General features: G+C 59.8%; 10 protein-coding genes. 1 reads left to right on the top strand and 9 read right to left on the bottom strand.

From position 1 onward, the window contains the following. Positions 1–2: 2 nt before the first annotated feature. Both LJX93_RS11920 and LJX93_RS11925 read right to left on the bottom strand, forming a co-directional pair. Complete coding sequence (locus tag LJX93_RS11920; RefSeq protein ID WP_241380952.1) at positions 3–1682, bottom strand: hydantoinase B/oxoprolinase family protein; 1680 nt, start codon at positions 1680–1682, stop codon at positions 3–5. A gap of 234 nt (positions 1683–1916) precedes the next feature. After that, a complete protein-coding gene (locus LJX93_RS11925; protein WP_033697508.1) occupies positions 1917–2771 on the bottom strand; it encodes a LysR family transcriptional regulator in 855 nt (284 codons plus the stop codon). A gap of 93 nt (positions 2772–2864) precedes the next feature. Between LJX93_RS11925 and LJX93_RS11930 the strand changes: the two genes are divergently transcribed. Continuing rightward, positions 2865–3296, top strand: coding sequence for a multidrug/biocide efflux PACE transporter (locus LJX93_RS11930; protein WP_033697509.1), 432 nt, complete (start codon positions 2865–2867; stop codon positions 3294–3296). A 13-nt stretch (positions 3297–3309) separates the two neighbouring features. Here the strand turns inward: LJX93_RS11930 and LJX93_RS11935 are convergent, their stop codons facing one another. The 7 genes from LJX93_RS11935 to proX all read right to left on the bottom strand — a co-directional run bounded on the left by LJX93_RS11935 (position 3310) and on the right by proX (position 12342). Further along, a complete protein-coding gene (locus tag LJX93_RS11935) occupies positions 3310–4800 on the bottom strand; it encodes an aldehyde dehydrogenase (protein WP_227697223.1) in 1491 nt (496 codons plus the stop codon). A 2-nt stretch (positions 4801–4802) separates the two neighbouring features. Further along, complete coding sequence (locus LJX93_RS11940; RefSeq protein WP_033697511.1) at positions 4803–5705, bottom strand: dihydrodipicolinate synthase family protein; 903 nt, start codon at positions 5703–5705, stop codon at positions 4803–4805. A 64-nt stretch (positions 5706–5769) separates the two neighbouring features. Continuing rightward, a complete protein-coding gene (locus tag LJX93_RS11945; protein ID WP_033697512.1) occupies positions 5770–7098 on the bottom strand; it encodes an MFS transporter in 1329 nt (442 codons plus the stop codon). Between the two features lie 144 nt (positions 7099–7242). Further along, positions 7243–8562, bottom strand: a complete 1320-nt coding sequence (locus LJX93_RS11950; RefSeq protein ID WP_033697513.1) for an NAD(P)/FAD-dependent oxidoreductase — start codon at positions 8560–8562, stop codon at positions 7243–7245. Between the two features lie 50 nt (positions 8563–8612). Next, a complete protein-coding gene (locus LJX93_RS11955) occupies positions 8613–9626 on the bottom strand; it encodes a GlxA family transcriptional regulator (protein WP_033697514.1) in 1014 nt (337 codons plus the stop codon). Between the two features lie 193 nt (positions 9627–9819). Next, positions 9820–11163, bottom strand: coding sequence for a dimethylsulfonioproprionate lyase DddP (gene dddP / locus LJX93_RS11960; protein WP_047583983.1), 1344 nt, complete (start codon positions 11161–11163; stop codon positions 9820–9822). Between the two features lie 150 nt (positions 11164–11313). Then, positions 11314–12342, bottom strand: a complete 1029-nt coding sequence (proX, locus tag LJX93_RS11965; protein WP_227697224.1) for a glycine betaine/L-proline ABC transporter substrate-binding protein ProX — start codon at positions 12340–12342, stop codon at positions 11314–11316. Positions 12343–12363: the final 21 nt, after the last annotated feature.

A 12363-nucleotide genomic window follows, 5' to 3' on the forward strand; every position in this document is an offset into this window, starting at 1 on the left:
GGTCAGTGCAGGTCGCGGGCAAGGCGGGTGGCGGTTTCGTCGAGCTGGCCGTCGGCATCGACGATCACTGCGTAGTCCAGGGCTGCGCCCTGTGGCGACACCAGGCCGTTGCGCAGGTCTTGCAGCACGGCAGCTACCGGGCGGCGCAACGGGTCGCCGTAGCCACCACCGCCAGGGTTGATGTTGATGATCCGCTCGCCGGGCTGCAGGGTGAGCATGGGGTTCTGGGTGTAGTGGTCTTGCGTGCCATCAGCGTGCTGGTGGATCAACCGGCCGAGCTTGGGTGCGAGCAGGCCATTGCGTGCTCCGGCTGCGCCGGCCGTGGGCAGTTGGCGGCCTTCGCCGAAGCCGACCACGGTCATCGCGTGTTGCAGCGGTTCGATCTCCAGGCGGGTGCCGGAACCGCCGCGAAACTCACCGGCACCGCCACTGTCGGCCATCAGGCTGTAGCGGTGGATAAGCACCGGGTAGGCGTGCTCGAGCAACTCGATGTCGCCGCTCATCAGCGCGCCAAAGCAGCACAACGGCCCGCATGCGTGCCAGCCATCCATGACTTTGTTGGCGCCGGCGCCGGCAATGATCGAGGCCAGTACCATGGTGACGTACTCGCTGTTGCCATGGCGCGGGTCGTGGCCGGCAATGTTGATGCCGCTGGTATGGCCCCACGAGGCGGTGACCCGCTGCGGCGAGGCTTGCTCCAGCGCCGTGCGCACGGCATCGGCCAGGGTTTCCATCGGGGTGGTGGTGCAGTTGACGTGCGGTGCCGGCTCCTGGGCGTTGCACAGGGTGCCCTTGGCGCCGACATCGACCGTGACGCAGCGATACAGGCCCTCGTTGTAGGGCGGTGCGACCTGGGCGAACATCATCAGCCCAAGGTACACGCCGGAAACCGAGTTGCCCTCGTAGGAGTTGATGAAGTAAGGCACCTGCGGTGGGCTTTCGATACGCACGTGGGCTTGGTCGCCACGGATCTCGACATGGGCGGTGATGGCCAGCTCGCCCAGGCCGTGGCCGGAGTCTTCGAGCACGGCGGTGCCGCTGTACTGGCCGTCCGGCACGTCGCGCAGCAGGGCGCGCATGTGGCGGTCGGCCATGTTCTTCAGCTCGGCGATGCAGGCGCGTACTTGCTCGACGCCGTACTTGTCGAGCAAGTCGAGCAAGTGCCGTTCACCGACTTTGCAGGCCCCGTACTGGGCATTGAGGTCGCCTTCCTGGTACGGGCGGGCGCGCATGTTGGTGAGCATGAAGTTGATCACGTCTTCCCGGCGCTTGCCCTTTTCCCACAGTTTGACGGGCGGGATGCGCAGGCCCTCGGCGTAGATCTCTTTGGCGTCCGGGTTGTAGCCAGCGGGTACCGGCCCACCGATGTCGGTCAGGTGGCCCTTGCACACGGTCCAGAACACCAGCTCGCCCTGGTAGTACACCGGCTTGTACATGCAGCAGTCGAGGATGTGGCTGCCCTTGTACGCCGGGTCGTTGTGGTAGATCACGTCACCTTCGGCGATGTCGTCACCGAAGAATTCGGCCACGCACTTCATCGCGGGGATCAGCGAACCCAGATGGATGGGGATGTCCTGGCCTTGCAGGATCATTTCGGGGAGGTGGTCGAACAGCGAGTTCGAGTAGTCGTGGGCCAGGTTGAACACACTGGAGCGGCCAGTCTTTTCCAGGGTCAAGGTCATTTCCCGCTGCGCTGTCTCCAGCGCACCCCGGACAACCGCAAGGGTGATCGGATCTACTGTTTTCATGGGTCACCAACGTTTCTTGTTGTGCTTTGGGTGCGTGCCGCAGAGCTCGGCGCGTGGTGACAGGCTACGGGGGGAGGGGGACGGCTGACTTGTCGGTGGGTGTACTGCTTGTTGCGCGTGGGTGCACGGGGTCGGGCAATTATTCCGCTGGGGTTCTGTGGCGGCGGCCTATCGGCCCAGCAACTGCTGTACCAGCCACTGCCCGGCCGGGCCGAGGGCGCGGCGGCGTGACCAGGCGATATCCATGTCGACCCGCCGCGGGTAACCGGCCACCTGCAATTGCACCAGGCCGCTGCCAAAGCGGGTGACCAGCGCTTTGGGCAGTTCTGCCCAGCCAAAACCACGGTCGGCGAACTCCAGCAAGGTCAGGTAATCCGGTGCCGACCAGGCTTGGCCGCGGTCGTGATGCAAGCTGGGGGCGTACGTCTTGATGTACAGCTGGCGCACGCTCTCCAGCTGCTGGCGCTGCACCGTGCGCAGTGCCGCCAGCGGGTGGTCGGCGCTGACATACACGCAAAACTCCGCCTGTTCAGGCAGGCGCGCCACGGCGACGTCGGCAGGGTAGTGGGGCTGTGCGGCCAGTATGCCGATCTGGGCCATGTCCAGTTGCACCAGCTCGATCACATCAGCGTCTTCAGACGGGCCGCAGCGCAGTTCGGTGTGCGGGTAGCGGTCGGCGAAGCCGGCCATGACCGCACTTTGGAACGTGACGCTGTAGCTGTCCGACATCACCACCGAGACCAGCGCTTCAACATGCTCGCCCAACCTCAGCGCCAGGGCGTCGAGCCCGGCGCTGGCATCGAGGATCGCTTCGACGTGCGGCAACACCTGTCGGCCTGCGGCATTGAGCGTGGGGTGGCGGCCTCCTCGGTCGAACAGAGTGCAGCCGATATCGGCCTCGAAATTGGCAATGGCGATGCTGACGGTGGACTGGCTTTTCTTGAGTTTGCGCGCCGCCGCAGAAAACGAGCCGAGTGAGGCAGCTTCCACAAAGGCAAGCAGGGCTTCCGGTGAGTAGCGCATAGGTATTGATAAAATCGATGGGTGCTATGTCGCGAGTATCTGTTCTATCAAAGAAAATAGAAAGCACGTCTTAAGCAATCGATGGAATTAGTAATGAAAAAGGTCTCTTTCACCGAGCGTATGGTCCATGCGGTGGGTTATGAAGTGTTCGCCGTGCTGCTGTGCGCACCGCTGTTGTCCTGGGTGCTGGGTAAGTCTTTGGCCACCGCGGGCACACTGGCGGTCACCTTGTCGGTAATCGCCATGGTGTGGAACATGGTCTACAACGCAGTGGTCGACCGCTTTGTGCAGACCGAGCGGGTTCACTGGAAAGCCCGGGCGCGCGTGGTGCATGGCCTGGGCTTCGAGGCGGGGTTGGTGGTGTGGTGCCTGCCTGTGGCGGCCTGGATGCTGGATATTTCGCTGCTGCAGGCGTTCATGGTCGAGCTGGGCTTCTTTGTGATCATCCTGCCCTACACCGTGGTGTACAACTGGGTGTTCGACAAGCTCCGGCACCATGTGGCCCAGCGCCAGACAGCGGCCTGAAGCCGCGACCAGCTCACGCAGCGTTGATCCAGATGGTCTTCAACTCCGTGTACTGGTCATGGGCCCAGATGGACTTGTCACGCCCACCAAAGCCGGACTCTTTGTAGCCACCGAACGGCGTCGACGCATCGCCCTCGCCAAAGCAGTTCACCGTCACCACCCCCGCGCGGATTTCCCGCGACAGGCGCAAGGCATTGCGCAGGCTGCCGGTGTAGGCCGAAGCGGCCAGGCCGTAGACGGTGTCGTTGGCCAGCTCGATCGCTTCGTCAATGGTCTCGAACAACGTTACGCTCAACACTGGGCCGAAGATTTCCTCGACGAACAACCGGTTATCAGGCGTAACCCCGTCGACGATGGTCGGCTGCACGAACACGCCTTCCTCGGTCTCACCGCCCTGCACCACGTTGAGCTTCTGCTCGGCGGCATATTCCAGGTAAGACTTCACCTTCTCGAAGTGCGATTTGCTGACCATCGCGCCCAGGCGGTTTTCCGGGTCGAGCGGGTCGCCCAGCTTCCAGTCCTTCAAGTGCTTGCCAATCAGGGTCAGCAGCTCGTCCTTGACGTCCTTGTGCACGATCAGGCGCGAAGAGGCCGAGCAATTCTCGCCCATGTTCCAGAACGCACCGGCGGTGATGAACTGGGCCACTTCGTCCAGGTCTTCGCAGTCATTCATGACCACGGCCGGGTTCTTGCCCCCCAGCTCCAGGACAATGCGCTTGAGGTTGGACTCGGCGGCGTATTTCAGGAACAGGCGGCCGGTGTCGGTGGAGCCGGTGAAGCTGACCATCGGGATGTCCATGTGGCGGCCGATGGCTTCGCCCACTTCACGGCCACCGCCAGGCACCAGGTTGAACACACCCGCCGGTACGCCAGCCTGGTGGGCCAGTTCGGCCACGCGCAGGGCGCTGAGGGTGGTTTCCTTGGCGGGCTTGACCACGATCGAGCACCCGGCGGCCAGCGACGGGGCGATCTTCCAGGCCAGCATCAGCAGCGGGAAGTTCCAGGGCAGCACCAGGCCGACCACACCGATGGCTTCACGCACCACCATGGTCACGGCAGCGTTGCCGGTCGGCGCGGTGCTGTCGTAGATCTTGTCGATCAGCTCGGCGTGCCAGCGGATGGTGTGGATGGTTTCCGGCACGTCGACGTTCTGGCATTCACTGACCGGCTTGCCGCTGTCCAACGCTTCCAGTACCGCCAGCTCATGGCTGTGGTCTTCCAGCAACTGGGCGAACTTCAGCAGGATGTGCTTGCGCTCACCCGGTTGCAGCTTGGACCACGAACCGTCTTCGAACACGCGCTTGGCTGCTGCCACGGCAAGGTCGACATCCTGCACGTCGCAAGCGGCGACTTCGGCCAGTTGCTTGCCGGTGGCCGGGTTGGTGGTGACGAAGGTGCGGCCCGAGACAGCATCGCGGAATTCACCGTCGATGAACGCCTGGGTACGCAGTTGCAGGTCGGCGGCGATGGCCGCGTACTGTGCCTTGCTCAGTAATTCAGCCATTTTCAGGCACCTCCGGTGATCTGGGCGATGTTGCGCTTGAGTTCAGTGACCACGCGCTCGAGTGCCTGCTTCTCGGCAGCGTCCAGCTCGGACAGCGGCTTGCGCACGCCACCGGTGCTCAGGCCGTTCAGGGCCACGCCGTACTTGATCGACTGGACGAACTTGCCACCTTCCAGGAAGTCCATCAGCGGCATCATGGCGCTCATGATGCGGCGGCCTTTGTCGAAGTCTTTCTCGACCACGCAGGCCTCGAACAGGGCCACGTGCTCCCGCGGGATGAAGTTGGAGCCGGCGCACACCCAGCTTTGGGCGCCCCAGGCGAAGAACTCCAGGGCCTGGTCGTCCCAGCCGCACGACAGCTGGATATTCGGGCGCTGGATGGCCAGGCGGTGCAGTTGGGCCATGTCGCCAGAGCTTTCCTTGATGGCGACGATGTTTTTCACATCGGCGACCGCATCGAAGAACGCTTCGCCCATGCTCACGCTCATGCGGCCTGGGTAGTTGTAGAGCATGATCGGCAGGCCGGCGGCAGCGTCGACCGCTTTGACGTGCAGGGCGATTTCCTGCTGGGTCGGCAGCGCGTACGGCGGGGTGCCCACCAGCAGCGCATCGGCTTTGATTTCCTTGGCGTGCTTGGCGAACGCCACCGAGTCTTCGGTGCGGATCGCGCCGGTGCCGATGATCAGCGGCAGGCGGCCGTTGAGCACGTCCTTGGCCTGGGCGGCCAGTTCGATACGCTCTTGCGCGGTGTGGGCGTAGTACTCGCCGGTGGAGCCACCGATGATCACGCCGTGGATTTTCGATTCGACCAGGTAATCGAGCACGTCGGCGAACGCCGCCTTGTCGATCGAACCGTCCGCAGCCAGCGGAGTGATTGCCGGGGTGTAGATGCCTTCGAATTTCATTGATATCGCTCCAGTCACTATCACTGTTAGTCAGCGCTGACCCGGTCAGCGCGGGGTGTTTGGATCAACCTAGAGAGGCTGCCTGCTGAAGGTTGAGCGAACGGGTTTCCGGGGCCAGCATCCAGGACAGCAGCAGCCCTACCAACGTGATGGCTGCAGCCACATACATGGTTTGGCCGATGCCGAGCACGTCGAGTGAAATGGGTACCAGATAGGTTCCGATTGCCGCTCCGATGCGCGAAAACGATGTACCTACGCCAACTGCGAATGCGCGAATCTCAGTCGGGAATATTTCGTTGGGGTACACCAGGGTGAGTACTTGTGCGCCGCCGATGAACAAGGCATAGACAGCAAAGAACAGCAGGATCCAGATACCGGCACTGGCGTGGAAGGCACCCAGGCATAGCAAGGCTAGCCCTGAAAACAGGAAGCTGTAGAGGAGCATGCTTCGGCGGCCGATCCGGTTGATGATCTTTGTGGCGATGATGCAGCCAACCACGAAGAACAAGGTAATCAGTACGGAGCCGATCGAAGCGCTGTCGCCGCTGACATTCATCGCCCCCAGAACCTTCGGCGCGAAGGCGTAAACAGCAAAAAGCGGAATGATGCAGCAGGTCCAGAAAACGATGACGAACAGCATCCTGGCGCCATAGCCGGCGTACAGCAGGTTCCAGATGGTAACTTTGTACTGGCTATCCTGTTCGGGCAGGTTCTTCAGCGAGAAATCATCACCATAGACTTGTTTGATGATGGCCTCGGCCTCTGCGCCCCGGCCTTTGCTCAACAACCAGCGGGGTGATTCTGGCGTGCCCAGCCGTACCAGGAACAAACCAAGGCCAATGATCGCCGAGCTCGCCAGCACCCAGCGCCAGGCATCATCACCACCGAATCTCAAGATCACTTCGCCCACCATGTATGCGCATGCAGCCCCTGCAAACCAGAGGATCGTCAGCATGGCCAGGCGAGGGCCACGGTACTTCCTGGGCATGAACTCGACGAGCAGCGAGGTGGCAACCGGGTACTCGATACCGACGGCAATACCGATCATTAACCTCAGCAGGAAGATAGCCAACGCTGTATCTGCCCAGTACTGGGCAACGGAAGCCACTACGAACAGGATCGGGCCGACGAAGAACAAGCGCTTTCGGCCCAACCGGTCGGTGAGCCAGCCGCCGAGGAAGCCACCGAAGAAGATACCGATCAGCGCCGAAGCGGCGATCATGCCCTGCCAAAAGCTGGTCAGTGCCAAGGATCCTGAAATAGAGGCAAGGGCCACACCAATAATGCTCAGGACGTAGCCATCAACGAACGATCCCCCACCCGAGCGCAGGGTGAGTAGTTTGTGAAACGTATTGAGCGGAACATCTTCAACTGAAATATGCGGGCTTGTCATTCTTGTACCTGATATTGCTTTTTTGGTTAGGGCAGAGCGAATCCACATAACGTTGCCGTCGTGCGGTCGAGGCCTCCTCAAAAACTCAATGAGCGATGGCAGTTTTATTGTTGTTGGAATGTACAGCTGGCAGTCCGGGTGCGGTCAGCTCTCCTGGCCTGCTCGGTACTGACCCCATTTCAAGTTCAGATTGACCCCCAGTGATACCAGCGCTGGAGGCGGATTGGCACAAGGCCCCGCAGAGCCGAGCACGAAGTCGATTAGCTCCGAGCGCTCGCCCGCCAGCCAGTCAGCCATCAGCTTTCCAGTCGCGGTACCGCGGGTCACACCCAGCCCGTTACATCCCAAGGCCCCGTAGACATTGGGCCGCAGCTCACCAAAATAGCCCTCGTGGTTGCGCGATAAGGCCAGCGCACCACCCCAGGTATATTCGAAGGGGAGGCCGGGAAGCATCGGGAAACGGCGTTCGAAAGAGGTCCTGTGACGGTTGACGAATCGATGCAGGTATCTGGCGTCACTTCGCCCGTTGGGGTGGAAGCTGAAGCTGTTGCGAATAAGAATTCGATTGTCTGGTGTGCGCCTTACCGTGGTACCAAACGGGTCTGCCGGAATCAGCCCCCAGTAGGGTTTTCCGCCAAGGCGTAGCTGTTCTTCTTCAGTCATGGGGCGCGTGAGGCTGGCGTAGGTGAATACCGGTAGCATCCGACCTTTGAGAAAACCGAAACTCATCCCGAACGCGTTGTTGGCCAAGATCAGCTTGTCTGCGGTAATGGACCCGTGCGCATGTTTGAGGACGGTCTTCTCACCGTACTCGATGTCGGTGATTGGGGTGTTCTCATAAAGGGTGACATTGGCGGGAAGCGAGTCGGCCAGCCCTTTGACCAACGCTGACGGCTGGATCAGTGACGTACCGGGGGTGAACAACGCCTTACGGTAAAAACGAGTTCCGATGTGCTCAGGCAACTCATCTGCTTCGATCATCTGGTAGGGTTGCCCCAACTTGTCGAGGCCATTTCGATAAGCGTCGAGTACGGCTATCCCCCGTTTTTCCACCGCCGCCTGGTACTTGCCGCAGTGTTTCATCTGGCAATCGATCTTGAAGCGTTCTACCAACGCCTTGAGGTAAGACTGACCACTGAGATTGAGCTTCAGGGTGGTCTTGGCAGTTGCGATATCGCCTATATAGTCTTCAGCGCCGATGTCATGGGGCAGGTCAATGGCGAAACCTGCGTTGCGTCCGGACGTGCCAAAACCGACTTCCTGTGCCTCGATGAGCACGATCGGCTGGTCTGGAAAATGCGACGCCAGTTGGCGAGCCGCGGCCAATCCGGTGTAACCGGCGCCCACGATTACCCACCGGGCTTGGGTATGCCCTTGATGGCCCGGCTTTACTTGCCGACCCTTGCTCAAGTGGTACCAGCCACAGGTGTTATCGTCAGCAGGCAGGGATGTTATTTTTGTCATGGGTTGAGTCCTGGTTCTCGCTGTATGGACTTGGCGGGATACAGCGGGCGCTACAGTTCATAGCGAAGTTCTTTTGAGGGCGGGTATCCAAATAATCGGCTGTAATTTCTACTGAAGTGGCTGGAAGACACGAAGCCGCAGGCAAGTGCCACATCCATGAGGGAAGACTTCGAATTCTGAATAAGGCGCCTTGCTTCGGTAATTCTAAGTTCCAGGTAATATTTCTGTGGCGTTGTTGAGAGCTGACCTTGAAAGAGCCGTTCCATCTGCCTCCGCGAAAGGCCGACGCAGCGGGAAAGTTGGACAGGGTCCAGAGGGTCCTCCAGGTTTGCCTCCATCAATTTGACGAGTTCGCGAAGGCGGCCAGTCAGCTTTTTAGTGTGGGTGGTTTCTATACTGCGGATTCGCGATTGATCGTAATCAAGTAAATCGATGACGGCGTCTGCAAGGGTACGGCCCGCGCATTTCTCCAACCATTTGATCATCATCTGAAAGGCACCGGCCGGGGTCGCGGCAGTGACGCGGTCCCGATCAAGCACCAGACTGTCCAATGTCACGCTTGCATGCGGTGAGCCTTCGGACAGGGCGAGGCGCTGTTCGGGATGAATGGCACAACGATAACCGTCCAGCAAGCCAGCTCTGCCCAGGTACCAGGCACCATTCCAAAGCCCCCCCAGCGTGATGGGAAGGTTGGCGAGCTTGAGCAGCAACGTATTGATCCAAGCCGGGACTGTCCGGGGTGATCTCAACCCCCCGCAGATGATGATCAGGTCAAGGTCGGCAAGGCGGATATCAGTAAGTGGGGTGTCAGGTCTTATAGGAATAGAAAGGTCACTCATGACCTCCGCGTGATTGTGGCTAAAGGTATGCATGCGGATGGAACCGGGCCGGATGACATTCGCGGTCACCAAAACATCAAGCGCCTGGGTAAAGCATGGCAGCGAAAAGTTATCCAGAAGTAGAAAGCCGACTTTTGATAAGGTCGGAGATGTTCCGCCGGGTCGGGTATATTGCAGATTACGATCTGCGAAGGTTGCACTGAAACCGGTGGATAAACTTTTCATGACGCTACCGCCTAGGCTGGGCCGTGAGCAATTTACGCTCTAGGCGCTTACATTGTTTTTATGTGCACGAAGTCGATGCCTGCAGAGATGCATTGAAATTTATTATTGAGCGCCCTTAACGTCCAGCAACATTTCTGGTCGCCAATGGATAACTCATGGTTATCCATTGGACGGCTTAAAGTTCTAACGGTACTCAATCTCGCAGGAAGCTGTCGTCGAATGGGTAGTGCGTAAGTAGCTCATACCCGGTTTCGGTGACCAGCAACTGGTTCTCAAGCTTGATGCCATCACGCCCCCCCACCTCGCCGATGTAGGCCTCTACGCACAATGCCATGCCGGGCTGCAGCTCCCCTTCGTAACCATAAGATTCGACATCCTCTGGATAGCGAATGCTGGGATACTCGTCACAGAGCCCAACACCATGAAAAAGCACGCCATAGCGCTGAGCACGACACGACTCCGGCAGCCGGTGGGCGCTCGCTGAGAGATCGGTGAAACGCACGCCTGGTTTGACCAACTCAGTGTTATGCATGATGTGCTCGTACGCGATACGGTATAAGCGCTTTTGCTCGGCCGTCGGCTCCCGGCCTCCACAGATCCAACTGCGAGACATGTCCACGCACATGCCATAAACGCCGATCAGGTCAGTATCAAACGACAGCAAGTCGCCATCGCTGAGGACGCGCGGCCCAGACTCCTGAAACCAGGGGTTGGTGCGGGGGCCGGAACTGAGAATGCGCGTTTCTATCCATTCGCCACCCCGGCGGATATTGCCTGCATGCAGCGCTGACCAGATATCATTTTCGGTGAGGCCTGCGCGCATGGTTTGCTGCATTTCAGCCACCGCTGCTTCGCAGGATGCTACCGCGCAACGCATGGCTTTGATTTCATCAGGCCCCTTGATCAGCCGGGCGAATTCGGTCACCTCTTGACCATTGAAAAGCTGTACGCCCAATGCATCCAGTGCGCGAACGCCCGCAACTTCTATTCGGTCCACGGCGAGACGGCGATTGGTGCCGGCGTGCGCGCGCAGCAGCTCATCAACCTGCGCGGCGAATCGACGCGCGTGCTCTTCGGTACGATCACCGGTTTCAAAGTAGAAGAACGATGCGCCGCTGCGCAGCTCCGTGACCAGTGGAAGGTGTGCGCTGAGGTGGTCGCAGCCATGGAAGTCCCATAGCACCACGTGGCCGCTAGCCGCCACGAAGCACGCGCGTGCTGGGTTATGGGTGGTCCATAGTTGCATGTTGGTGGTGTCAGTGGCGTAGCGGATATTAAGGGGATCGAACAGCAACACACCCGCCAGGTCGCGCTCGACCAGTTGTGCTCGAATGCGAGCCAACCGGTACTCCCTCATGGTCGGTAGGTGAGGGGGCTGCAACCCAAGTTGCTCCCACTCGGCAAAGGCCAAGGGTGTCGGACCGATCTCGCTCCGATCGTTGTCATCAACCGAACCATCTGCTTTGAGCGCTGTAGCACGGCGCCTGGCAGGATCGATACGACGCGCATCAGCGGTAATGGAAAAAGGCGATGACATCATGGTCTCCAGGCTATGTGTTTATTGTTCTGATGAATTTCCCTGACGCCGGATCGGGGGGCGTGCCGCTTGCAGATTCGCGCGGCAGGGCTGGCCGGGACGAGCGGTGAGGGCTGTGAAGCAGGTTCAACCTGCTTCACTTCTGCGGTTTCAGTTACTCGCCTGCGTGGCTGCGGCGCGGGCAGACTGCAGCCATGCATCAAATTGCTGGCGGTGCGCTGCGACCCATTCCTGCGCATGGCGCTGAACATCGGCAGGTTTCTTCTCACCCTGTTGCATCTTGAGGTTCTGCGCACTCTCATCTGCGGTGCTGATCTGCATGAGCGACAGGAATTTCAGCGCTGCAGGGTTCTCTTTGGCGAAGTCCTTGTTGAGCACGGCTTCTACCTTGTCGACCGCGAAGCCAAGGTTTTTGCCTTTATACGTGGTATCGACATTGTTGTTGCCGTCCGGCAGATCCGTTTTCGGCACCTCGAGCCAAACCACATCCTTGTCCTCAACCAGCACGGTGGCTATCCATTGCGGCACCCAGGTGAAGTAGAGGATGGGCTTTCCTTCCTTATAACGCGTGATGGTGTCTGCCATCAGGGCGAAGTAGGAGCCTTGGTTGACGTGTACGGTCTTGCTCAGGCCATAGGCTTTGATCTGATGATCAATGATCAGCTCGCAGCCCCAGCCCGGGTTGCAGCCGGTCAGGTCTGCCTTGCCATCGCCATCGGTGTCGAACAGCTTGGCGATCTCCGGGTTTTTCAAGTCTGTGATGTACTTGATGTTATGGGCATCGGCGGTTTTTTTGTCGATCAGGTAGCCCTGAAGCACCCCAGGCATGATTTCGCCTGTTTTCACCATCACGTCGTCGCCACCGGCCTGCTGGTAGAACTTGCCGTGCAACTTGTCCCACAGGTGCACGGTGAAGTCTGCGTCACCGTTGGCCAGCGCCATCATCATCACGCCGTACTCGGTTTCCTTGGGTTCCTCGACCTTGTAACCGAGCGCCCTCAAGCCAGCCATGGCTACCTCGCCGCGAAAACGTTCCTCTGCGATAGGTGGGAAGATCGGTGTGACCTTGACGCCCTCACCGGGTTGGTCTGCTGACGCGTTTGCGCACAATGCTGCCAGTGAAAGTGACACGGCGCCCGCGCCTTGCAGGAGGGCGCGCAGAAGTTTGAATTCAGACATCGTCGCTTACCTTGTTTTGGT

The organism is Pseudomonas sp. HN2-3 (assembly GCF_020691745.1).
Lineage (GTDB): Bacteria > Pseudomonadota > Gammaproteobacteria > Pseudomonadales > Pseudomonadaceae > Aquipseudomonas > Aquipseudomonas capeferrum.

Bases quoted from the DNA above. Each gene is read 5' to 3' on its own strand.
- LJX93_RS11920 (WP_241380952.1), bottom strand. From the start codon at position 1,682: ATGACCTTGACCCTGGAAAAGACTGGCCGCTCCAGTGTGTTCAACCTG.
- LJX93_RS11925 (WP_033697508.1), bottom strand. From the start codon at position 2,771: ATGCGCTACTCACCGGAAGCCCTGCTTGCCTTTGTGGAAGCTGCCTCA.
- LJX93_RS11930 (WP_033697509.1), top strand. From the start codon at position 2,865: ATGAAAAAGGTCTCTTTCACCGAGCGTATGGTCCATGCGGTGGGTTAT.
- LJX93_RS11935 (WP_227697223.1), bottom strand. From the start codon at position 4,800: ATGGCTGAATTACTGAGCAAGGCACAGTACGCGGCCATCGCCGCCGAC.
- LJX93_RS11940 (WP_033697511.1), bottom strand. From the start codon at position 5,705: ATGAAATTCGAAGGCATCTACACCCCGGCAATCACTCCGCTGGCTGCG.
- LJX93_RS11945 (WP_033697512.1), bottom strand. From the start codon at position 7,098: ATGACAAGCCCGCATATTTCAGTTGAAGATGTTCCGCTCAATACGTTT.
- LJX93_RS11950 (WP_033697513.1), bottom strand. From the start codon at position 8,562: ATGACAAAAATAACATCCCTGCCTGCTGACGATAACACCTGTGGCTGG.
- LJX93_RS11955 (WP_033697514.1), bottom strand. From the start codon at position 9,626: ATGAAAAGTTTATCCACCGGTTTCAGTGCAACCTTCGCAGATCGTAAT.
- dddP (WP_047583983.1), bottom strand. From the start codon at position 11,163: ATGTCATCGCCTTTTTCCATTACCGCTGATGCGCGTCGTATCGATCCT.
- proX (WP_227697224.1), bottom strand. From the start codon at position 12,342: ATGTCTGAATTCAAACTTCTGCGCGCCCTCCTGCAAGGCGCGGGCGCC.